Origin of the sequence: Streptomyces sp. NBC_01635 (assembly GCF_045209715.1) — a bacterium.
Taxonomy (GTDB): domain Bacteria; phylum Actinomycetota; class Actinomycetes; order Streptomycetales; family Streptomycetaceae; genus Streptomyces; species Streptomyces hirsutus.
Genome location: NZ_CP109277.1, coordinates 4825743 through 4849068 on the forward strand (window position 1 = coordinate 4825743; position 23326 = coordinate 4849068).

The following is a 23326-nucleotide window of genomic DNA, read 5'->3' on the forward strand; positions in this document are numbered from 1 at the left end:
AAGAGAGAGAGGGTGGGACGTACGTCTGGTCCCATCCACGGCCGGACGCCAGACGACCGCAGGAGAGTCCCAGATGTCCATCGACCCGTCCTCGATTCCTAGCTTCGGGGGCCAGCAGCCGGAGCCGCAGCCCCAGGGCCCCGCGGGCCCCGTCGTCCCGGATCAGGACCTCGTGAAGCAGCTCCTCGACCAGATGGAGCTCAAGTACGTCGTCGACGACGAGGGTGACCTCGCGGCGCCGTGGGAGCAGTTCCGCACCTACTTCATGTTCCGCGGGGAGGACGACCAGCAGATCTTCTCCGTGCGGACGTTCTACGACCGGCCGCACGGGATCGAGGAGAAGCAGCAGCTCCTCGAGTCGATCGACGACTGGAACCGCCGCACCCTGTGGCCCAAGGTCTACACCCACACCCATGACGACGGCACCGTCCGCCTCATCGGTGAGGCCCAGATGCTGATCGGCACGGGCGTCAGCCTGGAGCACTTCGTCTCGTCGACGGTCAGCTGGGTGCGGGCCGCGATCGAGTTCGACAAGTGGCTCGTGGAGCAGCTCGGCCTGGAGCAGGAGGTCGACGAGGCGGAGAAGCCCGAGGACGACGAGGAGTAGAAGCCCTCCGCTTCCCGCCCGCGTACGCGCGGAGGAGCCCGGCTCCGGACCGACCCCAGGGTCGCCCGGATCCGGGCTCCTCCGGTTTCCCACAGGCCCGCTGCCCGCACCTTCTTGCCCGGGGTAGCAGGGGGCGTGCTTACCCGGGGTGGCAGAGGGCGTGGTCGACGAGCTCGCGCAGCGCGTTCTCCTGGCGGTCCGCCGTGTCCGGATCTCCCGGCCGGCTGTGCGTGGAGACGGTGATGCTGCGACGGCCGTCCGTCGTGGTGGCGGCCCGGACGAGATAACCGAAGCCGCTTCCCCCGTGACCGAGGTAACCGCCGCCGCAGGACAAGGGCGTGAAGAACAGTCCCAGGCCGCTCCGGGTGCCCACGGGATGATCGCTGTCCCGGGGCATGGGGACGGTGGCCCGCATGGTGGCGAGGGTGGCGGGTTTCAGCAGTCGTCCCCGGGTCAGGGCGGTGAAGAAGCGGTTGAGGTCACGGGCCGTGCCCGTCATCGATCCGTCGGCCCCGAGGTCGAAGGGGCGGTAGGGAATCGTGGTGTCGACCATCGGGCCGTCCGGGGCGAACTGCTGGTAGTTGGCCGCGTGGGGCTGCGGCAGGAAGGGCCGGGTGCCGGGGATGTCCGTGTGACGCAGCCCGAGAGGGCGCAGGATACGGTCGCGGACCCGTTGCTCCCAGGAGCGGCCGGTGACCTTCTCGATGACCATCCCGGCGAGTACGTAGTTCGTGTTGGAGTACTCCCAGTCCGTTCCCGGAGGGAAGGCGGGCTCGTGGCGCATGGCCATGGCGACCAGCTGTGCGGGCCGGTAGGCGTGCCACCGATGGGCGTAGTACGTTTCCGCGCTGTGGTCGGGGAACACATCGGCCGTGTAGTCGTACAGTCCGCTGGTGTGCTGCAGCAGGTCGCGGAGCGTGATGGCACGACCGTCGTTCCCGGCGCCGGTCACCACCCCGGGCAGTAATTCTTCCACCGTCCGGTCGAGCGTCAGCCGCTTCTCCTCCACCAGTTGCAGCACGACGGTCGCGACGAACGTCTTGGTGACACTGCCCAGACGCAGATGGCCGTCCTCGGGAACCGGGCGACCACTGACCAGGTCACCCACACCGGAGCGGGCGGTGACGGTCCCCCGGGGGGTCTCCAGGCGGACCGAGACCCCCGTGACTCCGGTGGCACGCAGCGCGTCGGCGTCGTGCTGCACGGACCGGTCCACGGCGGAAGGACGCGGTGGGGGTGGCGAGGCCGCTGCGGACGGGGAAGCCGACACGGCCAGCGCCAGAACGGCGGCGGACAACGACAAGCGACGAAGAATCATGGCCCGAGGCTAGGAACAACCCGTTCCACCGGCCATCCGGGCCGCCCCCCGACCTGTCGGGTGCTACCGGGGTGGACGCAGGCCGACGTATACCAACTGCCCGGTATCGAAGGCGTCAAGGCCATGGCCGAGGAGCCGGCCGGACTCCGGCAGCGGGCGAAGCCGATCTGGGGCTGCCACCGGACGCATCACGATCCCCGGTCCGCCGACGTGGCGATCGGCCTGGGCAGCCACGGCCTCGGAACTGCCGCGTTCTCCGCCACGCCGTATCGCGCCGGCCTCTTTCCTCACCCCGGTCCTCACCGGCGGCAACAGCCCCGCCACCGCTCAGGCGGTCCCGCGCGGGAAGGCCGTGTGCTTCCGGGAGCACGCCGTCGAACTCGGCGTCCGGACCCCGGCCGTCCTACCGGGGCCCGGCGCGGGGAACACCGGCCGGAACATCACCCTGTCACGCGCCGTGCCGTTCGCGGGTTCAGGCTGCCAGGCGCCGCAGGCGGCCGGCGGCCTCGGTGAGGACCTCGTCCTTCTTGCAGAAGGTGAAGCGGACCTGGCTGCGGCCGGTTTCCGGGTCGTCGTAGAAGACGGAGTTGGGGACGGCGACGACGCCGCAGCGTTCGGGGAGGGCGCGGCAGAAGGCATAGGCGTCCTTCTCGCCGAAGGGGGTGATGTCGGTGGTGATGAAGTACGTGCCCCGGGGCTGGTAGACCTCGAAGCCGGCGGCGCGCAGGCCGTCGCCGAGCAGGTCGCGCTTGCGCCGGTGGTCGGCGCGGAAGGCGTCGAAGTACGCCTCCGGCAGGGCGAGGGCCTCGGCGACCGCGTACTGGAAGGGGCCTGCGGAGACGTACGTCAGGTACTGCTTGGCCGAGCGGACTGCCGTCACCAGCTCGGGCGCTCCCGTCACCCAGCCGACCTTCCAACCGGTGAACGAGAAGGTCTTGCCGGCGCTCGAGATGGTGACCGTGCGGTCCCGCATGCCCGGGAAGGTCGCCAGAGGTACGTGTTCGGCGTCGTCGAAGACCAGGTGCTCGTACACCTCGTCCGTCACCACCAGCAGGTCGCGCTCCACCGCCAGCTCGGCGATCGCGGCCAGTTCCTCGCGGGTGAGGACGGTGCCGGTCGGGTTGTGGGGAGTGTTGACCAGCAGCAGGCGGGTGCGGTCGGTGACGGCGTCGCGCAGTTCGTCGAGGTCGAGGTGGAAGCGGCCCTCACGGGGGCGCAGGGTGACCGGTACGCGCGTGGCGCCCGCCATCGCGACGCAGGCCGCGTACGAGTCGTAGTACGGCTCCAGGGCGACCACCTCGTCGCCCGGCTCCAGCAGGGCGAGCAGCGACGCGGCGATCGCCTCGGTGGCGCCCGCGGTGACCAGGACCTCCGTGTCGGGATCGACGGACAGGCCGTAGCGGCGCTGCTGGTGCGCGGCGATCGCGGTGCGCAGTTCGGGGATGCCGGGGCCGGGCGGGTACTGGTTGCCGCGGCCGTCCCGCAGGGCCCGCACCGCCGCCTCCCTGACCTCCTCGGGGCCGTCGGTGTCCGGGAAGCCCTGGCCCAGGTTGATGGAGCCGGTGCGCAGGGCCAGGGCGGACATCTCGGCGAAGATCGTGGTCCCGAACCCGGCGAGCCGGCGGTTCAGGAGGGGACGCGCGCTGGAGGTCATGCCCGCCATCCTGCGCCGAACCTCTGGAGTTGCTCAACTCTGCTTCACTGATCGGCACCTGCGCCGGTACCCGAAGCACCGTCTCTGAGCAGGGGAAGAGCCGTCGTCGGCTGTCGTCAGCTGTCATCGTTGAGCACCCCCGCACGGCCCAGAGACGGCCCGACAGATGGGGCGAAGACTGCCGGGGTAGGCCACGACTTCCATGAAGAGCGTGGCCTACCCCGGTGTCTTATACGGGCGGGCGGTGCTTTCTGATCCGTAGCTCTATGTGGACCGGTCGGTGGCGGTCATACCGGCTGCTTACCGGTCCCTCGAAGGCGCCACCGGACGATGCCGGTTGCGCGCCACCGGACGATGCCGGTTGCTGCGGTTGCTGTGCTTTGCTGCTGTACGAGCGTTCCGTGCGCCGAAGTCTGACCGGCCGCACGCATGGCTGCCCGAGCCAGCCACAGAGCGTTGAGGACGATCAGAGATGTGGCCAACTCCTGCGCCTGAGGGGCGACCACCCACAGGATGCAGACAAGCACTGTGATCACGGTGACCGACTGAGGGGGAGTTGACAGATGCTGGGTCACCCGCGGGAGACTCAAGATGGACCTCCAAGGTTCCGGGCCCACCTCTGCCGCTCTCGTTTGGTAGCCAGCGCGGCGGGGTGGGCTTTCTGCATGACAGGAACCATGATGGCCGGCGCAACAGGCGACCGCACCAACCCCACGAACCTGTAGATGAGGTCGCTTAGGGCGACGTCCATGTCGGTACTGAGCGGCCGGATGACGCGTCTCAGTGCGCTTCCCGTGCCCCTGAGCTGCGGGTTTTTCGTACGACTCCCGCTTATACAGCCGCTCACTGACAACCTGGGCCATTAGCGCGCTCACCAAAACATGATCTATCAGACATGCGCGTTTTATGCTTTACAGACGCTTTACCAAACGGCGTAGATCTTCTACGTCGCTAACGGTGCCGCGTGAGGGTATCCAGTCGCATCTGTCGCCTCTGGCAAGGTCGTGAAACCTCGCGTGAAACATGGGTGAGGGGCTGCCGGGCGCCGGAGCCGACCTCGTTACAACGGCGTCAGTCGCGATTGGCTCGGTTCGGGCTCCGATTGCGCGGGGATCCGTGCCCCGTCCCGGGTCGCTGTCTCCCGGATGAGGTTCCGGAGTTCGTCGGGTGTGGGCCAGGGCGCGTGGCGGTGGATCATGCGGTGGCAGTTGGCGCAGATCAGAGCGAGATCACTGAGCTTGGTCCGCCCCTCTCCGGCCTCGTGCAGGGGCACGACGTGGTGACACTCGATGTATCCGGCACCCCGCGGGCCGTAGGTCGCCTCGAAGTCGAAGCCGCATGCCTCGCAGGCGAGCCGGCGGCCCTGGCGCAGCACGGCATCGATCTTCCTCTTGCGCAGCCCCTTGTCCCGCTCCCGGCTCTTGTGACGGCGTATCAGCAACCTGCCTTCGGGCGCGCTGTAGTCGTCCTCCTCCTCGGCCTGCGGGGGCAGGTCCTGGAATTCGCCTGTGGTCAGGCCGTCCCGGATGTGCCGGGCCACCTCCGCCATCTCGGCCGGCCGGGCCAGGAAGTCGTTCATCACCTCGACATCGAGCGCGTTGCCGTTCGTGGGCTTCCCCCGGTAGTCCGGGTGCCGGGACGTGATGTCGACGGTCTTGCGAGCCACCCCGTTGGGATTCCGGAACAGCTCGGTACGTACTTCTTCGGGGTGGATCGGCATGGTCTGCAGCAGCGCGGACAGCTCGATCACGCGTGGGTCGTTGAACTCCAGTCGCTTCCAGCCGTTGGCCATCGCCAGGTCACAGGCGAGGATGATCTCGTCACGCGTCCAGTCGGGATCCCGGGACGAACGGATCGCGAAGCCGAGTCGGGCGAGCCACCTGGCGGCGTGCGACCTTCCCCCGCTCAACTCATCCGGCCTCAGCGCTCGACCTTGATCGAACTTGTGGGCCACCCCGGCGATGGCCTTCGAGTCGTATGTCCGGCCCTCGTGTACGAGGAGGTACCCGGTCGCCGGCTCGTACCCGTACTCGGACAGGAACCTCTCGCGGCCCAACTCGTCGTACTCCGCTACGGCTTTGAGGACATTATCCCGGCTGATCGCACCTTTGCGCATGGCGGAAGCCTAGGGGTAAGCACCGACAGCCCCGGCGGGCAACTACCCCCAAGCCAGACATAGTGGCCGTGCAGTGCAGCGTAAGCACGGTCCCACCTGACGCCCGCTTTAGGAGCGAAGTGGGGCTAGTTGGGGTCTGACCTGCGGGATACCGACTTCGGCGCCTGTTGGCTGTGGTCCCTGTCGACAACCGCAGTTCCCCGCAAGTCCCCGCCCCATTTGACACGGTCGTGGCACGGGTAACGCCTGATTCGCAGCTCTAGCCGGATCAGTCAGCGACGGTCACACCGGTCACTACGAGGTCCTGGAGAGACGGTAGTGGACGAGGACGGTCGCTGTGGTTCACGTCCAGGTCGTTCATACAGTAGCGCGCTCCACTTGGATGCCAGGAACCGCGCCCGCTCCACAGGATGTGAGTCGACGGCAGGCGGGATGGCAGCCGAAGGCAAATGTGGCTGCGGAGATAGAGTCGTTGCCGATGCAATCAAGCGACCCTGTCGAAAGATGACCTAAATCCAACTCCACCCCGACTTGGCTCCGATGGCGCGTTTCTAAAAGGTCACTTACACTCGAACGTAAGGGTGAAGACCAACCCTCAAGCGCGAGACCCTTACTTCACCGGGTCTTACCTAACGCGTCCCTCTCCAACCCTGCATCCAAGAGTTGTCCCATAACTCAGCGACAGGGGATGACGGGCGCCGCCATCAGATAATCTTGTCCGCTTTTTGCTCGACTCGCGGCCTCAGTAGAGACCCGTCCAACCAGGCGAACTGAGCACCGGAGGGCGGTCTCGGGAGTTACGGGACAGCTTCAGCGATGACGGGCCGAATTGTGCAGAGATAGGTGATTCACCGTGCCTAGGTCAGTAGCCGTACTTACGAACCTCCAGTGCTTCGCAACCGAGGATGACGGTGGCACAGACGAGCTCTACATGACAGCCAACGGACGTCGGTTCTGGCCAGATAGCGGCATTTTCTCCATGTCCAAGGGCGGAGTCGCTCCCATGCACCTCGAGCGGATCATCCCTCACGGTGGAGAAATCCGCATCGAACTTTTCGATGAGGACGACCCCGACCAAGATGACAACCTTGGCGCGGTGGCGATCAGGGAATTCGACGAAGGGCACGGAGACCTCACGGCAGACTTCCTATCCGACGAGGCGCACTACCGGCTTACCTACCATGTCGAGTAGTTCCACCACCTCCGCGCCGAGAACAGGGCGGCGATCTCTTCTTGGTTGCCCATTAGGGGTCGTCGCCGTGGGTTGCCCGTAAGTCCGCGGCCTTGCAAATACGGGAGGTGCATATCTCCTTCCTCTCTCCTCGACGAAAGCGCTATCGCCTTTGCATTAGGTAGTGCTGCAATTGTGGTTTCAGAAACTTCTGCCGCTGCGGTAACCCTGATCACGCCAGTCCCACCTCAGGCCACCACTCGCCCAGCTGCCATCCCGTCCGCCGTCGACCCACACACCGTGGAGCGGGCGTGGTTCAGGGCGTCCAGGTGGAGCGCGCCACTGTACGAACGACCTGGACGCCCTGGGCCGCGTCTGCTCGGCTCTGCCTGGGTCGGCGGTGGACGGGATGGGAGCCCACCCCGCACACGCCCCTACGGGCCCGCGGTCGGCAACGGTGCCCCCTCCATCCCGGTGCCGGCCGATCCCCCGCCGGAGGCATCATCTTGTGCCCGCGGATGACGTCTCGCCCTTGCCCGCTTGCACGCAGCGCGCCGCCGGGCGGGGCCGCCGCTGGCGAAGACAGGGCGGCGGCCCCGCCGACAAGGCGGCGCGCGCCCGCGCCGTGCGCGGGCCTTGATGAAGTAGAGAAAGTCTTACCGCGCCACGGCTCGGGGTGTCCGGTCTCGCGGTGTCGGCTCCGGGCCCGTCTGGGCTACCGTGCGTTCTATGCCCTCTGGATTGGATACGCCTCAAGGCGCGGCTGAGCTAGCCGAGTCGCTGTTGCCTCCGCTCGGGAATCGTTGGCTGCACACTCAGGCGGTGGCTGCTCGCGCGCGCGAGGCTTCGGCTGCTGTGTCCGAGGGGGATCGTGATCTGCTCGTCGCCGCTGCCTGGCTGCACGACATCGGGTACGCCCCAGAGCTGCGGGACACGGGTTTCCACCCGCTCGATGGCGCGCGCCACCTGGAGACGCTTGGAGCGCCGTCCCGACTGGTACGCCTGGTCGCTCATCATTCCGGTGCCGTGTACGAGGCTGAGCAGCGTGGGCTGACTGACGAGCTGGACGTGTACGCGCGGGAGAATTCTCCCGTGTTGGACGCGCTGATCTATGCGGACATGACGACTGGGCCGGCGGGGCAGTCCTTCGACTTCGATGATCGCATTGACGAGATTCTGGAGCGGTACGAGCCGGGCAGTGAGGTGCACAACGCGATCAGCAAGGCGCGTCCCTACCTCGGGGCTGCCGTCGGGCGGACGCGCTCACGTCTCGGTGATCAGCCGATGTAGGGATCGGGTCGGTCGGTCAGTCCGCGATCGATCCGCATCCGCATCGACGGGTGGATGTTCAGGTCGTCCAGTCGGCTGGGATGGACGAACGCCACTTCCTTGCTCTCGCTGCTCGTGCGCGGCTCGCCGCCGACGATGCGGGCTCGGAAGCAGATCGAGAACTGTTGGCGTACCTCGCCGTCGTCGTATGCCATGACGTGAGCCGGGTTGGTGTAGATGCCGACCAGGCCCGTCACCTCGACGTCGAAACCTGTCTCCTCCTTCGTCTCCCTCACTGCGGCATCGGGGGCTGACTCGCCGACGTCGACCCCACCACCGGGCAGTGCCCACAGGTTGTTGTCCGTCTTGTGGATCAGCAGGACTTCCCCGGCATCGTTGAGCGCCACCGCAGTGACGGATGGAACGATGCTGTTCGCCTTCGGAGAGTTCGGATCGTTGAAGTAGTCGACTCGAGCCATGGCCCAAGCCTTGCACGCTCCGCCGCTGGACGGCATGGGCGCTTGTCTACTCGGGTCGCCCGCGCTCCCACGCGTAGTCGAAGCTGCGCATGTAGTGCCGGAACGTCCGGGCCCCCGGGATGTAGCGGAAGTGCAGAACCGGGTTCTGCCCCGCGGGAGCTCCGAGCACGTGCGGATTTACCAACACGTCGTCATCGAACCGGTAGATCGAGTTGTAGAGGATCGTGTCGTGCAACCGGACTTCGACGCCCGGTGTTGTCATCGCCGGCTCGAGGTAGCGCCGGGTGATCCGGGCGCGTGCGGCCAGATCGTCACCGATGCCTTCCTCTTCGCCGCGCTGGCGGACCATGTCGGAGTCCGGGTCACCGAGCAGAACGCGAACCTGTGCGCCGGCCTTGGCCTTCTCTGCCAACTGGTCGGGAAGATCCGGATGGCCGTCGAAGAGGAACAACCCCGCGTAGACGAGGATGTCCACCTGGTCCCTCGCCTTCTCGATCAGCGATGACCACAGTGTCGCCGGCACCGCTCCCCGGTGCGGGTAGTACGTGATCAGCTCTGACGTGCTCGCCGACTCGGCTCGTTTCTCCACCGCGGGCCAGATGTAGACCTCATCGACGTCGAGGAAGCTCGAAGCCTTCCAACGGTGTCCCCGGTGCGGCGTGCGGTCTGTTGTGATCCAACGTTCCACGCTCTTGGGGTCAACGCCGACATGTTCGGCCACGGACTGGATCGTCTCGCCCTTCGCCGAAATCGCCGCGCGCAGACGCTCGTTCGCCATGACGTGTCCTTCCATGGGACGCCGTAGGGACGTTTTGACGATAGCTCAGACGTCCCCAAACGTCCATATGGACCGTGATGCGTCCACTGCCTCTCGCGGTCTCCTGATCTCACCGACGAGATGTCGGTCAACGCCTCACTGCTACAGGAGACAAGACGATGCGTCAGATTCCCGTGGACACCGCCAACGCCACCGTGATGGTCGCCAAGGCCCCGCAGCCCAAGGTGAAGGACCGCCGTACCGGTGAGATCGCCATCGACAAGGACGGCGTGACGCTGATGACGGTGGAGGTCATGTTCTCCACGCCCGACGAGGTCGAGATCCTCAAGCTCACCGTTCCGCAGCCCGGCGTCTCCGAGGACCTGACCATGGGAACCCCGGTCGCGCTCACGGGCCTGGTTGCCTCGGCGTGGGAGAACGAGTTCAACGGCCAGAAGCGGCACGGCATCGCCTTCCGCGCGGTCGCGGTCACTTCGCTCGCCGCCGGCGCCTCGAAGCCGAAGGCGGCCTGAGTCATGACGTGGCTGTTAGTCGCCCTGGTGATGGTCGTCGCCGCTGCGGGTCTCCTGCGGTGGCGGCGCCCCGCCTGGTACTGGCTGACCTTCGGGGTCACCCTCGCCGCGCTGCGGGTCCTGATCCGCTACGGCTCGGTCATGGACGCCTGCGGCCTGACCGTCCCGGCCCCGCGCTGGCGCCTGACCGTGGCCCGGGTGACCAACCGGCCGATTCCCGGTCCTCGTGCTCCGCGCATCCTGCGGGTGCGGGTGACCCGTACCGGCCTGGTCCTGCGACTCAAGCTCCGCCCCGGACAGGACGCCTTCGACGTCGCCGCCGCCACGGACCGGCTGCGCCACTCCTTCGCCCTGTACGGCGTCACCTCCCGTGAGCTGCGCTCGGGCGTGGTCGAACTGCGGATGACCGGCTACGACGTGCTCAAGCGGGTGCAGATGCCGGCCCTGGCCGATGACGCCCGCCCGATGCGGGTCCCGGTCGCCCTGCGCGAGGACGGCTCCGTGCACTTCCGCGACTACCGCACCGTCCCGCACGCGCTCACCCTCGGCGCCACGGAGTCCGGCAAGTCGGTCTATCAGCGCAACCTCGTCGCCGCGCTCGCCCCGCACCATGTGGCCCTGGTCGGCATCGACTGCAAGCAAGGCGTGGAACTGTTCCCGCTCGCCCGCCGCTTCTCCGCGCTGGCCGACAACCCCGACACCGCCGCCGAACTCCTCGACGCGCTGGTCTCCCACATGCAGGACGTGTACCAGCTCATCCGGGCCGAACAGCGGATCACCGCCGACGTGCCGGATGCCGAGATCGCCGCCGACATCTGGGACCTGCGCGAGGACCTGCGCCCGGTGCCGGTCGTGGTCATGGTCGACGAGGTCGCCGAACTCGCCCTCTTCGCGAGCAAGGAGGAGGAGAAGCGGCGGGACCGGATCATCACCGCCCTGGCCCGGCTGGCCCAGCTCGGCCGTGCCGCCGGCATCTATCTGGAGATCTGCGGGCAGCGCTTCGGTTCCGAACTCGGCAGGGGCATCACCATGCTCCGGGCCCAGCTCACCGGCCGCACCGCCCACCGGGTCAACGACGAATCGTCGGCGAACATGGCCTTCGGCGACATCGCCCCGGATGCCGTGCTGGCCGCGATCCAGATCCCCACCGACACGCCCGGCGTCGCCGTCACCGGTGACTCGTCCGGCGGTTGGGCTCGCATCCGTGCTCCACACACCTCGCTGCGGCAGGCCGTGAACATCTGCAACCGGCACGCCGACCTGACCCCGGACGTGCCCGCCCTGGCCCCGTTCCGGCCCGTTCTCGGCACCCTCGCCCCGGTTCCGGCCCCGGCTGTCGAGTCGGCTCCGGCCGCCGCCTGACCCCTTCCGGGAGGTTTTTCATGCCCGCCGCGAAGAAGCCCGCCACCCGCCGCACGACCACACCGAAGCCGAAGCCGAAGCCGGAGCCCGAGAAGTGCCCCGACTGCGACGGCAAGGGCGAGACCGCCGAAACCGTCCGCGTCGGCGCTCGCAAGGGCCGTGCCACCGACAACCACCAGACCGCCCTGTGCCTCACCTGCTGGGGCACCGGCCACGCCGCCGACTGAGCCAGGAAGGACACGCATCATGACCCGCTCCGCCCTGCGCGTGGACGCCGTCCTGGTCCAGGCCGTCATCGCCGGCGCCCTGTCCTTCGCCCACCTGCACGACCTCGCCGCCGCCGCGGGACAGGACGGCTGGAAGGCCTGGGCCTACCCCGTCTCGGTGGATCTGCTGCTGGTCGCCGCCTGGCGTCGGCTGCGCACCGACGGTCCGTCCCGGCTGGCCTGGTGCTGGTTCCTCATCGCCCTGGTCGCCTCGCTCGGCGCCAACGTCGCCACCGCCGGACTCCTCGACCTGAACGACGTCCCGGCCTGGCTGCGCATCCTCGTCGCCGCCTGGCCCGCCCTGGCCTTCATGGGCGGCACCCTCCTCGCCCACTCCTCCACCGACACCTCCCCGGCTTCGCCGGCACCCACCACACCGGACCCGGACCCCGTGCCCGAGGCGGCACCGGAGCCGCCCGCCGTCGCCGACCCGGACCCCACCCCGGTCCCGGTGGCTGCCGCCGACGACCCCCCGGCCCTCCCGGCCGCCGACCCGGCTCCCACCCCGTCGCCTGCGGTTCCGGTCCCGGCCGCGCTGGTCGCCCATGCCCGCAAGGTCGCCGACGACCACCACGCCCGCACCGGCGCCCGGATCGACGCCGACACCCTGCGCGCCCGCCTCGGCGTCCCGCCGCACCTGGCCGACGCCATTGCCGCCCAACTCACCTGACCCGGAAGGGAGAAGCACCCGTGACCCGTGACCCGGCCGACCTGACCGCCGCCGACCACCTCGACGCCGCCCGCGAGATGGCCGCCGCCGACCGGCCCTACCTCGCCCACCTGCTCGCCGAGGAAGCCGCCCGTCGCACCGACGACCCGGTCACCGCCGCCGGTATCCGCGCCTCCTTCCCCGACCCGACCACCACCCGGACGGAGACCGACTGACATGCCCGCCCGCGACTTCTTCCACTCCGTGATGCGCATCGGCCCGGTGCAGATCGGCACCCACCGCGACCGCCACGGCACCACCAAGCACGCCGCCGTGTGCAGCTCCGACGGCTGCGGCTGGTCCGCCGACTACTCCAGCCGGTCCGCCGCACAACTCGCCGCCCGCACCCACCGCTGCAAGGTCCGCTAGGAGGCCGTCATGGATGTCCCGCTCTGGTTCGCCCTGCTCTGCGTCGGGGTCCTCGGCGTCAAGCTCATCCGCCCGCCCTGGTGGCTGATCGCCGTGCTCCTCCTCGGCGGCTACCTCCTCGCCGACAGCCTCCTGTCCCCCGTCATCGACACCGCCGTCAAGTAAGGAGATCCGTCCATGCTCCGGCCCAAGCCCCCGACCATGCCCCAGCCCACCGGCCGCCTCACCCCGCCCGCGGTCGTCGTCCAGCCGACCACCATCACTCCCGCCACCTCGGTCCCGCCGCCGGCCCCGGTCGTCCCGGCGCCGTCCCGGCCGACGGTTCAGCTCACCCCGGGTACCGCGCTCGCCCTCGTCGGCGGCGGCACCGCCGTGGTCCTGGTCGTCGGTGCGGTCCTGGTCTCGCTGCTGCTGGCGGTCGCCGTCACCGGTGTCTCGGTCGCCGTGGTCGCCGTCGTCCTGCGGCTGCTCGTCAACGACCTGCGCAAGGGGCGGTGAGCCGTGGAAACCCTGATCGCCGCCGCCTTACCGGCGCTCGGCTGGGCCGTTCACGGCGGCCTCCTGGTCCGTCGCCTGGCCACCGCCCGCCGCGACCCGCTGACCGGCCTGCACACCCGCGCCGGATGGACCACCCGCGCCGAGCACCTGCTCACCCGGCACCCGGCCGCGCTGGTCGTCCTGATCGACCTGGACGACTTCAAGAGCATCAACGACACGTACGGCCACGCCGCCGGGGACGCCGTCCTCACCGTGACCGCCCGCCGGCTGCGGGACTGGAGCGGCCGGCACGGCGTCGCCGCCCGTCTCGGTGGAGACGAGTTCGCGGCCATCGTCACCGACCCCGCCCACACGCCGGGGACGAGCGCGCTGCACACCGCCCTCGGCCGGCCCGTCGTCCACGACGGACGCCTGCTGTCGGTCTCCGCCTCGGTCGGCTTCTGCCACCGCACCGACCTGCCGGTACCGGCTCTCACCGACGCGCTGTCCGCGGCCGACGCCGCAATGTACGCGGCCAAGGGCCACGGCAGGCGCAACGTCCACGACTGACCAACCCCCGGAGCGGCCTCAACCGCCAAGTCTCCGCCGCTCCGGGGGCCCACCCATCCAGATCCAACGGACCCGAAAAGGGAGATCCCATGATGCCCCAGCGCACCCCGGCCGCGCGCGTCTGCCGCGACTGCGACGGCTTCCCGGTCGTCGCCATCACCACCGGCACCCGCCACACCGACGGCACCCGCACCACCCTCCGCGTCACCTGCCCGACCTGCCAGGGCACCGGCACCACCACCCCCACCGCTGGCCTCGCCCGGGCCGGGAGGTGACCGCCATGGTGCTCCCGCGCGTACTCGACCTGTTCTCCTGCGCCGGCGGGGCCGCCATGGGCTACCACCGGGCCGGATTCGAGGTGGACGGCTGCGACATCGCCGACCGCCCCCGCTACCCCTTCGCCTACTACCGGGGCGACGCCCTGGACTACCTCGCCCACCTGATCACCAGCGGCGACAGCGAGCGGTACGCCCTGGTGCACGCCTCCCCGCCCTGCCAGGCCGGCTGTGCCCTGACCGTGGGCACCAACGCGTCTCGGGGCTGGGGCGGCTCGCACGTCGACATGGTCGCCGCCACCCGCGACCTCCTCGACGCCTCCGGGCTGCCGTACGTGATCGAGCAGCCCAACGGCCGCGCACAGATCCGCAAGGACCTGTCCCTGTGCGGGGAGATGTTCGGGCTCGGCGTGCTGCGGCACCGCAACTTCGAACTCGGCCGCTGGGCCACCCCGCGCCCCGTTCACCCCCGGCACCGGGGCTACGTGCGCGGCCACCGCCACGGCGTCCACCGCACCGGCCCCTACGTCGCCGCGTACGGCAACGGCGGCGGCAAGGCCACCGTCCCCGAGATGCAAACGGCCATGGGCATTACCTGGACCGACGTCCGCGAGGAGCTGACCGAGGCGATCCCGCCCGCCTACACCCGCTGGATCGGTACCGCCTTCCTCACCGCCCGACAGGAGGTGTTCGCGTGAGTGACACCGCCACTGCGGCGGGCCTGGACCCGGTCACCCTCGGCGATCTGCTGCGGGTGGCCGGGTCCCCCGGCTTCGACCGCTGGCAAGACCAGATCCGCCGTACCGGCGGCTGCGCCGACCCGATCCACCTGACCGGCTGGACCCTGACCAAGGACAAGACCACCGGCCAGACCCTGCACCACTACACCACCGCCGGTGAGCCGGGCGGACGGCTGCGCGTCGCCTGCGGCAACCGCCGGGCTTCCCGCTGCCCCGCCTGCGCCTGGACCTACGCCGGCGACACCTATCACCTGATCCGCGCGGGCCTGGCCGGGGACGACCGCCGCGCCATCCCCGGCACCGTCCGCGACCACCCGCGCGTGTTCGCCACCCTCACCGCGCCCTCGTTCGGCCCGGTCCACAACCGGCCCGACCATGGCGCCTGCCGCTGCAGCACCCGCCACGCCCCGGACGCGCCCGAACTGGGCACCGCCCTCGACCCGGCCACCTACGACTATGCGGGCGCGGTGCTGTTCAACAACCACGCCGGGCAGCTCTGGCAGCGCTTCACCAACCGACTCCGCCGCGAGATCGCCGCCCGCGCCGGCCTCACCCAACGCGAGCTGAAGGAGTGCGCCCGGCTGTCGTACGGCAAGGTCGCCGAGTTCCAGAAGCGCGGCGCCGTGCACTTCCATGCCGTGGTCCGCCTCGACGGACCCGACGGCCCGGACACCGCTCCGCCGTCCTGGGCCACCGTGCAGCTGCTCGCTGACGCGATCCGGGCCGCCGCCGGCCACTCGTACACCTCGGTCTCCGTCCCGGCCGCCGCCGAGCAGCCCGCCCGGACCTTCCGGTGGGGCACCCAGCTCGACGTCCGGCCGGTCAAGGCGTTCGGCGACGGCTCCGACATCACCGAACAGGCCGTCGCTTCCTACGTCGCCAAATACGCCACCAAGGCGGCCGAGAACACCGGCACCCTGGACCGGCGCATCGGGGAACTGTCCGAACTCGACCGGCACGGCGTCCCGGACCACACCCGCCGCCTGATCGAAGCCTGCAAGCGGCTCGACCCGCTCTATCCGGACCGGCGGCTGTGGGCGTGGGCGCACATGCTCGGCTTCCGCGGCCACTTCTCCTCCAAGTCCCGCCGCTACTCCACCACCCTCGGCGAACTGCGCCAGGCACGCGCCGACTACCGCGCCGCCCAGGAACACGCCGCCCTCGGCCTCGAGGACCGCGAGCCGGACACCGTCCTCGTCCTGGCCGACTGGCAGTACGCCGGCCACGGCCACACCCCCGGCGAGTCCGCCCTCGCCGCCATCATCGCCCGCGACCTCCAACTCAACCGCGAAACCGCCCGCGAAGCCCTACGCGACCAACTCGCCGACGAAAGGGAGTGCTGACCATGGCCTCAGAGCTGCCGAACCGGTTCCTGACCCCTGAGGACCTGGTCGAGATGTTCGAGCTCCCCAGCGTCGAGACGGTCTACCAGTGGCGCCGCAAGGACACCGGTCCCCGCGGCTTTCGCGTCGGCCGGCACCTCCGCTTCGATCCGAACGACGTGCGGGCCTGGGTCGACTCCCTCATGGAAGGGGTCGCCTGATGGCCGGACACATCCAAGACCGCTGGTTTCGGACCGAGACTGGGCCGGATGGCAAGAGCCGCAAGGTCAAGACCGACCGGCACGGCGTCGGCCTCCGCTACCGGGCCCGGTACGTCGGCCCCGATGGCACCGAGAAGTCCAAGAGCTTTCCCGACGGCAAGAAGCGGCTTGCTGAGAAGTGGCTCAGCGCGATCGAGACGGACATGACGCGCGGTCAGTACACCGACCCCAACTCGGTGCGGATTACCTTCCGGCAGTACGCCGAGAAGTGGTTGGACAGTAAGACTTCCAGCCCGATGACCCGGAAGGAACTCGGCCGGCGCCTGCGGCTGCACGTCTACCCGGTGCTCGGTTCCCGGCCGATCGGGACCTTCCGGCCTGAGCACATCAGGGAACTTCTCGCCGTGCTGGAAGCGAAGCCCGGCGTGAGTGCGTCCTATGCCCGGAACATCTTCGCGGACGTTCAGTCGGTCCTGTCCGCCGCTGTCGACGACTCGCTCCTGTCCCGCAATCCGTGCGGCTCGCGGACCGTACGGCGGCCCAAGCCCGACTCGCACCCGGTGATTCCGTGGGAACCCGCCCGAGTGCTGGCCGTTCGAGCGGCACTCTTGGAGCGCTATCAGGCGATGGTCGATGTCGGTGCCGGGTGTGGTCTGCGGCAGGGTGAGGTGTTCGGGCTCGCCGAAGACGCTCTCAGCAGTGACGGCCGTACCCTCCACGTGGTCCGACAGGTCAAGCACGTGGAGGGGCATCCGGTGTTCGACCTTCCCAAGGGAGGCAAGAAGCGGGACGTACCGTTGCCCGACTCCGTTGCGGGAGCTCTCCGGGCGCATATGGATGCCTGCAAGCCCGTGGAGATCAGGTTGCCGTGGCGCGTGCCGGAGGGGCCGAAGGTGTCCGCCCGACTGGTCTTCACGGCTGAGCAAGGGGGCATCGTGTGGCGCAGCAACTTCAATGCCAAGGAGTGGAAGCCCGCTCTTGCTGCCGCGGGTCTCCTCCCTGCAGCGGGGGAGAACAACCGGTACGAGTCGGCGCGCGAACACGGGATGCATGCCCTACGGCATTTCTACGCTTCCGCGCTGCTGGACGCCGGCGAGAACATCAAGGCCGTCAGCGAGTACATGGGACATGCTGATCCGGGGCTGACACTGCGGGTGTACGCCCACCTGATGCCCGACAGTCGCGAGCGTGCCCGTCGTGCCATCGACACGGTGTTTCAGCGCCTCTCTCGGGAAGATCACGGCCCACAGACGGCCCAGTGACACCCGAACGGCCCCTGGACTGCGCTTCTGCACAGGTCAGGGGCCGTTCCTCCAGACGGATCCTCAGAAGTTGCTCAACTCTGCTTTGGGCCGGGCGGGCATCGGGCATCTCCCGTCCACACGCGTGAGCGAGGCGCCCACGGGGGGTCGCTTCGGGTGCATCACGGGGGAACGAAAGGACGGTGGCTCATGGTCATCGGCATCATCCTGGCCTTGGTCTTCGCGTTGGTCGTCGTGTTCGTGGTGGCGGCGGGACGTCGGCGCCCTGTGAGCCGGTCGCGCCGCGGCGGCAGCGGCGGCAGTGACAGTGGCAGCTGGTGGGCGGCCGGCGGGGCTGTGGCCGCCTCCTGCGGCTCGTCGCACGGTGACGGGGGCGGGGGAAGCTCCGGCGGATCGTCCTGCGGGGGCGGGTCGTCCTGCGGAGGCGGCGGCGGATGCGGTGGGGGAGGCGGCTGACGGGGGGCGGCCGGGAGCAGTCGGGGGCATCCGCCCCGGGAGGCAGGGGGCCCGCGCCTGGCGGGCTCCCTGCCGCGTTTCCCGCCGGATGAGTGCCGTGCGAGTGCCGTGCGGGTGCCGGACGAGTGCCGGACGGGCGCCGGACGAGCGCCGCATGTGCTCCGGGTGCGCGCCAGGTGCGCGCCAGGTGAGCGCCGGGTTCGCCCCCTTGAACAGGTGATCTGAGGGGCCCCCGAGGGGATGGAAACCGCACGAAGTTGGGTAAAAACGCTGTTGCGGAGCCATAGTTCATGGTTCCCTCTCAATCACCAGCACAGCCCTCGGACCTACCGCGGACCTCATCCGACCGGCCGACCGGGCCGGCGGGCCGAACCTCCGGTACGACCGGGGCGTAACGGGCCGCCCGCACCCCTCCTCCCCGACCCTTCTCCATGCGCGCTTGCGGAGCCGTTCCATGCTCACGACCCTGACCACCTCCTACACCGACACGCGTGCGGCCGACCTCGCCTGGGCCCTGGGGTGCGAGCCGTTGCCCGCGCTGGCCACGCTCGACCTCGAGCTGACGGGGGCCAAAGTCCAGTTGAGGCTCCTCGGCGCGTCCCACCAGGTGCTGCTGGAGGAGGAACAGGGCGTCTGTTCGGAGACCGTGGCGTGCATCCGGGGCTCCAGAACGCCCCTCCCGCTGGGTGTCGCCACCCGGGTGGGCGACTGGGAGTACGAGTTCGCCGCCCGGGTGGAGATGCTCTCCCCGGGCTCCTTCGCGGGCCGCGCCCAGGAACTGCTCGCCCTGGTCTCCGACCATCCGCACGGTCTCGTCGGCGTGTTCCCCGGGAGCCCGCACGCGTTCACCGCGATGCTCGCCCAACGCCAGGGGGGCCGGGTCCACTGGCGGACCTGGCACGCCTATCCGCAGGACGGCCAGGTGGTGGCGACCCGGACACGGGTGGGCGTACGGGTGAAGGCGGCCGCGTGAGCGCCGGGTGAGCGCCGTGCGAGTGGTGTCCCGTCGGAGACCCGCGCGAGGGTCCCCGGTTGTACCAACACCGGTCAACGGTAAACAAACATCACACGTGTGGGTGACGATCCGCAGTGGAGCAGTAACGTAACGTCGCAGGGTGATCGAACCGCAGGCCCCCGCTCCGCCCCGCTCCGCGCAGCCCCGTGACAGGCTGCGCGGCAGCGGCAGCGGTGGCGGTGGAGGGGACGGCTCGTGCAGTTCGCTGCGGCTGCCCGTGCGGCAGGGCACCGGGCGGTTCCTGGTGCTCGCTGGTGTGTTCGTGTGTGCGGCCTGCGGACTGGTGTACGAACTCGAACTCGTGGCGCTCGCGGCGTACTTGATGGGCGACTCGGTCACCCAGGCGTCGGTCGTGCTGTCCGTCATGGTCTTCGCCATGGGGATCGGCTCGCTGGCCGCCAAGCGGTTGCGGCGGCACGCGGCGGCCGGTTTCGGCGCCGTCGAGGCCGCCCTCGCCCTCGTCGGCGGGTGCAGCGCGATGGCCCTGTACGCCGTCTTCGCCTGGACCGGGGACTGGGGCGGCCCGTGGGCGCACGGGCCGCCCGTCCTGCTGGTCTTCTTCTCGCTCGCCGTCGGTCTGCTGATCGGGGCCGAGGTGCCGCTCCTGATGGAGCTGATCCAGCGGATCCGCCGCCAGGACGCGGGCGGCGCGGTGGCCGACCTGTTCGCCGCGGACTACGTCGGCGCTCTCGTCGGCGGGCTCGCCTTCCCGTTCCTCCTCCTGCCGTTCCTCGGCCAGCTGACGGGCACGCTGATCACCGGGGCGGTCAACACGGTGGTCGGCGGGGCACTGGTGCTCGGCCTGTTCCGGGAGGACCTCACCCGCCGCGCCCGTCGGCTGCTGATCGTGGCCAACCTCTGCGTGCTGACCCTCCTCGCCTCGGCCACCGTCCTCGTCGACGACTTCGAGCGGGCCGCCCGCCACGCCATGTACGGCTCGGACGTCCGGGTGGCCCTGCGGACCGACGTCCAGGAGGTGGTGCTCACCGGCGACCGGGACGGCCGGTCCCTCGGCCTGTTCCTCGACGGCCGGCTCCGGGTCAGCAGCCGCGACGAACTCCGGTACCACGAGGCCCTGGTGCATCCCGCCATGACCGGCCCGCACGAGCGTGTGCTCGTCCTCGGCGGCGGCGACGGGCTGACCGTCCGCGAAGTGCTGCGCCACACCGGGGTGCGGCGGGTCGACGTCGTCGAACTCGACGCGGACGTGGTGCGGCTGGCCCGCCACGACCCCGCCCTGTCCGCGTTGAACGGCCACGCCCTCGACGACCCGCGCGTACGCGTCACCACCGAGGACGCCTTCGACTGGCTGCGCGGGGCGCCCCCGGCCGCGTACGACGTGGTGGTGTCCGACCTGCCGCACCCGGAGATCACCGCGAGCACCAAGCTGTACTCGCAGGAGTTCTACGGTCTGGCCCGACGCGTGCTCGCCCCCGGCGGGCGGCTCGCGGTGCACGCGGGGCCGGTGACGTCCCGGCCCGAGGCGTACTGGACGGTGGAGTCGACGCTCCGCTCGGCCGGCTTCCGCACGGCCCCGTACGGCACGGGCGGCCGGCCGGCCGGTCTCGTCACCGGGCCCGCCCGCACTCCGGCGGACACCACCCGTGCCCTGCGCGACCGGGGCTTCGTCCTCGCCGCCCGCACGGCCCCCGAGCTGCGCCTGGACCCGTCCGGTCCCCGCCCGCGCACCCTCACCGACAGCTCCCTCGCCGTCGGCGCGCGGGCCGCCGAGCGCACCCGCGTCCCCGGCCTCCCGCCGTCGACGCTGATCCACCCCCGGTACGCGCGGTGAGCCACGACCGCTGACCCGCGTCCACACGGACGCGTGTCCGAGCTGTGCCCGCTGCGCCTTTCGTGCCGACGGGGATACAGTCCGGCGTTCCCGTGGGTAGGCTCCGCAGTCATGGAGCACGAGGTGTTCGTTCCGGTTCCGGTGGAGCGGCTCAGGGAGGCGCTGGACGATCCCGCACGGGTCGCCCGCGCGGTGCCGGGGCTCCAGCACGACGCCGGAGCCGATCCGGTCGCCGGCCGGCTGAAGGTCCGCATCGGCAGCCACTCCATCACCTACCGGGGCGCCGTCCGGGTGACCCGGCGGGACGACGGTTCCTACGCCGTCGAGGGCGACGCCGTCGAGGCCCGCGGCACCGGCGCCGTGAAACTGGCGCTGCGGCTGAGCCCGCGGGCCGCGGAGGGCGGTGCCACGCTCGCCGTCGACGGCACGGCGACGGCCGACGGCCGGGTGACGGAGCTGCCGCCGGACGCGGTGGCCTCGGCGGTGGCCCGCTTGCTGAACCGCTTCGCGGCGAACCTGGGGACGACCGCGGGTACCACGGCGGGGACAACAGCGGGGGAGGACTCCGGGGAGGAGACGCCCGAGAGGGCGACATCCGACGAGGCGGCACCCGACGACGGGGCCTCGTCCTCGGAGGAGCCCTCCGCCCCGGAGCCGCCCTCGGTCCCCTCGGTTCCCTCCTCCCTCGACGGGGAGATCCCTCTGCCGTCCCTCGAATCCGGGCTTCCGGACGACGTGGACGAGACCGGGCGCGGGCCGGTGGAGGGGGAGGACGGGGAGGACGACGGCGACGAGGGCGCCGTCGCCGAGGCCGCGCACGCGCGCCGCACCATGATCGGCCGCAGCGCCGAAGAGGTGGACCACGCACCGCCCCGGGGCCGCTACGCGCCCGTCCCCGCCCCCCAGACCGTCTCCGCCTCCACCCCGCTGCGCTGGGCCGCCCCGGCGGCCGCCCTGGCGGTGGCCTCGGCGATCGTCGCGGTGCGGGCCCTCCGCAGGCGCGGCTGAAGACAGGCGCGGCTGAAGAGCCGTGTCCGGACGGCGGGGCCGGCCCGACCGGCGGGAGCACCCTTGATCACCCCACAGTAGGGTCGTCCCGTGAGTGACGAAGACATCACGCTGACCGCGGGTGACGCGGAGGTGACCGTACGGCCGGGCAACGGCGGGCGGGTCTCAGGACTGCGGGTCGGGGGAGTGGAACTGCTGCGGCAGGGCGACCGTTTCGGGTGCTTCCCGATGGTCCCCTGGTGCGGGCGGACCAGGGACGGCCGGTTCCGGAACGGGACGACCGTCCACCAGTTGCCGTTGAACGCCCCGCCCCACGCCATCCACGGCACCGCCCGTGACGCCGCCTGGCGCACCGCCCGCAAGAGCGCCGACGAGGCCGTGCTCACGTACGACCTCGTGGAGCCGTGGCCGTACCCGGGGCGGGTGACGCAGCAGTTCACGCTCGGCGAGGACGCGCTGACGCTGGCCATGGCCGTGGAGACGTACGATTCGTCCTTCCCGGCGCAGCTCGGCTGGCATCCCTGGTTCAACCGCAGCCTCGGCGGCGCGGACGCCCAGGACGTACGCCTCGACTTCACCGCCGCCTGGCAGGAGGAGCGCGGTGACGACCACCTGCCCACCGGCCGCCGGGTCGACCCCTGCCCCGGCCCCTGGGACGACTGCTTCGGTATGCCCGACGGGGTCGACGTCACCCTCACCTGGCCGGGGCAGCTGGAGCTGAAGGTGACCAGCCGCGAGGAGTGGGTGGTGGTCTACGACGAGCAGTCCGAGGCCGTCTGCGTGGAGCCGCAGACCGGGCCGCCCAACGGGCTGAACACCCACCCGCGTCTGGTCACCCCGCTGGAGCCGCTGGAGGCCACGACCACCTGGACCTGGCGGCGCCTCTAGACGACCCGGCGGCGCCTCCGGACGGGCAGGCCCGGGGCATGTCCTGCGGGGCATCCCTCGGCGCCGTCTACCCTGGCTGCCATGAGTGACGTACGTGGAGCGCTGCTGCAGCAGATCAAGGACAAGGCCGTGGTGCACGGCAAGGTGACCCTCTCCTCGGGGCTCGAGGCCGACTACTACGTCGATCTGCGCCGTGTCACCCTCGACGGAGAGGCCGCCCCGCTGGTCGGCCAGGTGCTGCTGGACCTCACCGCCGACCTGGACTTCGACGCGGTCGGCGGCCTCACCATGGGCGCGGACCCGGTGGCCGGCGCCATGCTGCACGCCGCCGCGGCGCGCGGGCAGCGGCTGGACGCGTTCGTGGTCCGCAAGGCGGCCAAGGCACACGGCATGCAGCGGCAGGTGGAGGGCCCGGACATCAGAGGCCGCCGGGTCCTGGTCGTCGAGGACACCTCCACCACCGGCAGCTCCCCGCTCACCGCCGTCGAGGCCGTGCGCGAGGCCGGCGGCGAGGTCGTGGCCGTCGTGACCATCGTCGACCGGGCGACCGGCGCCGCCGAGAAGATCCAGGAGGGCGCCGGGGTGCCGTACCTGTTCGCCTTCGGCAAGGACGAGCTCGGCCTGGACTGACCGGCCGGCCCACCGCGCCGGCCGGCCCACCGCACCGGTCGGCCGGCCCCACCGAGCCGA

The 23326-nt window shown here is 70.4% G+C and carries 27 protein-coding genes; 22 read left to right on the plus strand and 5 right to left on the minus strand.

Features of this window, described 5'->3' with window-relative positions; translation table 11 throughout:
* Nucleotides 1–73: 73 nt before the first annotated feature.
* Nucleotides 74–607 carry a YbjN domain-containing protein gene (locus OHB56_RS22485; protein ID WP_326753860.1) on the plus strand — a complete coding sequence of 178 codons (534 nt, stop codon included), beginning with the start codon at nucleotides 74–76 and terminating at the stop codon, nucleotides 605–607.
* 139 nt (nucleotides 608–746) lie between these two features.
* Here OHB56_RS22485 and OHB56_RS22490 read toward each other — a convergent pair whose 3' ends face one another.
* From OHB56_RS22490 to OHB56_RS22500, 3 genes are all read right to left on the minus strand, one after another.
* Nucleotides 747–1925, minus strand: a complete 1179-nt coding sequence (locus OHB56_RS22490; RefSeq protein WP_406355265.1) for a serine hydrolase domain-containing protein — start codon at nucleotides 1923–1925, stop codon at nucleotides 747–749.
* Between the two features lie 472 nt (nucleotides 1926–2397).
* Nucleotides 2398–3588, minus strand: a complete 1191-nt coding sequence (locus tag OHB56_RS22495) for a pyridoxal phosphate-dependent aminotransferase (protein WP_406355266.1) — start codon at nucleotides 3586–3588, stop codon at nucleotides 2398–2400.
* A gap of 1051 nt (nucleotides 3589–4639) precedes the next feature.
* Nucleotides 4640–5695: an HNH endonuclease gene (locus tag OHB56_RS22500; protein ID WP_406355267.1), complete on the minus strand. Its 1056-nt coding sequence runs from the start codon at nucleotides 5693–5695 to the stop codon at nucleotides 4640–4642.
* A 931-nt stretch (nucleotides 5696–6626) separates the two neighbouring features.
* Here OHB56_RS22500 and OHB56_RS22505 point away from each other — a divergent pair.
* Both OHB56_RS22505 and OHB56_RS22510 read left to right on the plus strand, forming a co-directional pair.
* On the plus strand, nucleotides 6627–6887 hold the full coding sequence (locus tag OHB56_RS22505) for a hypothetical protein (protein WP_406355269.1): 261 nt from the start codon (nucleotides 6627–6629) through the stop codon (nucleotides 6885–6887).
* A 708-nt stretch (nucleotides 6888–7595) separates the two neighbouring features.
* On the plus strand, nucleotides 7596–8156 hold the full coding sequence (locus OHB56_RS22510) for an HD domain-containing protein (RefSeq protein ID WP_406355270.1): 561 nt from the start codon (nucleotides 7596–7598) through the stop codon (nucleotides 8154–8156).
* On the opposite strand, the gene OHB56_RS22515 is transcribed toward OHB56_RS22510, so the two are convergent.
* Together OHB56_RS22515 and OHB56_RS22520 are read right to left on the minus strand one after the other, a co-directional pair.
* Nucleotides 8144–8614: an NUDIX hydrolase gene (locus OHB56_RS22515; RefSeq protein ID WP_406355272.1), complete on the minus strand. Its 471-nt coding sequence runs from the start codon at nucleotides 8612–8614 to the stop codon at nucleotides 8144–8146. The genes OHB56_RS22510 and OHB56_RS22515 overlap by 13 nt on opposite strands.
* A 46-nt stretch (nucleotides 8615–8660) precedes the next feature.
* Nucleotides 8661–9392, minus strand: a complete 732-nt coding sequence (locus OHB56_RS22520) for an XRE family transcriptional regulator (RefSeq protein ID WP_406355273.1) — start codon at nucleotides 9390–9392, stop codon at nucleotides 8661–8663.
* 158 nt (nucleotides 9393–9550) lie between these two features.
* Here OHB56_RS22520 and OHB56_RS22525 point away from each other — a divergent pair, with 158 nt between their 5' ends.
* The 19 genes from OHB56_RS22525 (at nucleotide 9551) to pyrE (ending at nucleotide 23266) form a co-directional block, all read left to right on the plus strand.
* Nucleotides 9551–9904, plus strand: coding sequence for a hypothetical protein (locus OHB56_RS22525; RefSeq protein ID WP_406355274.1), 354 nt, complete (start codon nucleotides 9551–9553; stop codon nucleotides 9902–9904).
* Between the two features lie 3 nt (nucleotides 9905–9907).
* Nucleotides 9908–11266 (plus strand): FtsK/SpoIIIE domain-containing protein, encoded by a 1359-nt coding sequence (locus OHB56_RS22530; protein WP_406355276.1) that lies wholly within the window; start codon nucleotides 9908–9910, stop codon nucleotides 11264–11266.
* 20 nt (nucleotides 11267–11286) lie between these two features.
* Entirely contained in the window at nucleotides 11287–11493 is a 207-nt protein-coding gene (locus OHB56_RS22535; RefSeq protein ID WP_406355278.1) for a hypothetical protein, read from the plus strand.
* Nucleotides 11494–11512: 19 nt separating this feature from the next.
* Nucleotides 11513–12202, plus strand: a complete 690-nt coding sequence (locus OHB56_RS22540) for a DUF2637 domain-containing protein (RefSeq protein ID WP_406355280.1) — start codon at nucleotides 11513–11515, stop codon at nucleotides 12200–12202.
* 20 nt (nucleotides 12203–12222) lie between these two features.
* Nucleotides 12223–12417, plus strand: coding sequence for a hypothetical protein (locus OHB56_RS22545; RefSeq protein ID WP_406355282.1), 195 nt, complete (start codon nucleotides 12223–12225; stop codon nucleotides 12415–12417).
* Between the two features lies 1 nt (nucleotide 12418).
* Nucleotides 12419–12610 (plus strand): mobile element transfer protein, encoded by a 192-nt coding sequence (locus tag OHB56_RS22550; protein ID WP_004987945.1) that lies wholly within the window; start codon nucleotides 12419–12421, stop codon nucleotides 12608–12610.
* A gap of 9 nt (nucleotides 12611–12619) precedes the next feature.
* On the plus strand, nucleotides 12620–12775 hold the full coding sequence (locus OHB56_RS22555; RefSeq protein ID WP_381173338.1) for a hypothetical protein: 156 nt from the start codon (nucleotides 12620–12622) through the stop codon (nucleotides 12773–12775).
* 12 nt (nucleotides 12776–12787) lie between these two features.
* Nucleotides 12788–13108: a SpdD-like protein gene (locus tag OHB56_RS22560; RefSeq protein ID WP_406355284.1), complete on the plus strand. Its 321-nt coding sequence runs from the start codon at nucleotides 12788–12790 to the stop codon at nucleotides 13106–13108.
* 3 nt (nucleotides 13109–13111) lie between these two features.
* Nucleotides 13112–13657, plus strand: coding sequence for a GGDEF domain-containing protein (locus OHB56_RS22565; RefSeq protein ID WP_406355286.1), 546 nt, complete (start codon nucleotides 13112–13114; stop codon nucleotides 13655–13657).
* Nucleotides 13658–13749: 92 nt separating this feature from the next.
* Nucleotides 13750–13932 (plus strand): hypothetical protein, encoded by a 183-nt coding sequence (locus OHB56_RS22570; protein WP_406359193.1) that lies wholly within the window; start codon nucleotides 13750–13752, stop codon nucleotides 13930–13932.
* A gap of 5 nt (nucleotides 13933–13937) precedes the next feature.
* The gene (locus tag OHB56_RS22575; protein WP_406355288.1) at nucleotides 13938–14630 is read left to right on the plus strand and encodes a DNA methylase; all 693 of its coding nucleotides are present in this window, start codon (nucleotides 13938–13940) and stop codon (nucleotides 14628–14630) included.
* Entirely contained in the window at nucleotides 14627–16015 is a 1389-nt protein-coding gene (repSA, locus tag OHB56_RS22580) for a replication initiator protein RepSA (protein WP_406355290.1), read from the plus strand. Before OHB56_RS22575 ends, repSA begins: the two co-directional genes overlap by 4 nt.
* A 2-nt stretch (nucleotides 16016–16017) precedes the next feature.
* Nucleotides 16018–16215, plus strand: coding sequence for a helix-turn-helix transcriptional regulator (locus OHB56_RS22585; protein ID WP_406355292.1), 198 nt, complete (start codon nucleotides 16018–16020; stop codon nucleotides 16213–16215).
* The gene (locus OHB56_RS22590) at nucleotides 16215–17477 is read left to right on the plus strand and encodes a tyrosine-type recombinase/integrase (protein ID WP_406355293.1); all 1263 of its coding nucleotides are present in this window, start codon (nucleotides 16215–16217) and stop codon (nucleotides 17475–17477) included. The genes OHB56_RS22585 and OHB56_RS22590 overlap by 1 nt, the downstream gene beginning before the upstream one ends.
* A gap of 910 nt (nucleotides 17478–18387) precedes the next feature.
* On the plus strand, nucleotides 18388–18906 hold the full coding sequence (locus OHB56_RS22595; RefSeq protein ID WP_326753867.1) for a DUF2617 family protein: 519 nt from the start codon (nucleotides 18388–18390) through the stop codon (nucleotides 18904–18906).
* A 142-nt stretch (nucleotides 18907–19048) separates the two neighbouring features.
* Nucleotides 19049–20740: a polyamine aminopropyltransferase gene (locus tag OHB56_RS22600; protein WP_406355296.1), complete on the plus strand. Its 1692-nt coding sequence runs from the start codon at nucleotides 19049–19051 to the stop codon at nucleotides 20738–20740.
* A 111-nt stretch (nucleotides 20741–20851) separates the two neighbouring features.
* Nucleotides 20852–21748, plus strand: coding sequence for an SRPBCC domain-containing protein (locus OHB56_RS22605; RefSeq protein ID WP_406355298.1), 897 nt, complete (start codon nucleotides 20852–20854; stop codon nucleotides 21746–21748).
* A gap of 90 nt (nucleotides 21749–21838) precedes the next feature.
* Entirely contained in the window at nucleotides 21839–22636 is a 798-nt protein-coding gene (locus OHB56_RS22610; protein WP_406355300.1) for an aldose 1-epimerase, read from the plus strand.
* Between the two features lie 81 nt (nucleotides 22637–22717).
* Nucleotides 22718–23266: an orotate phosphoribosyltransferase gene (gene pyrE / locus OHB56_RS22615; protein WP_326753871.1), complete on the plus strand. Its 549-nt coding sequence runs from the start codon at nucleotides 22718–22720 to the stop codon at nucleotides 23264–23266.
* Nucleotides 23267–23326: the final 60 nt, after the last annotated feature.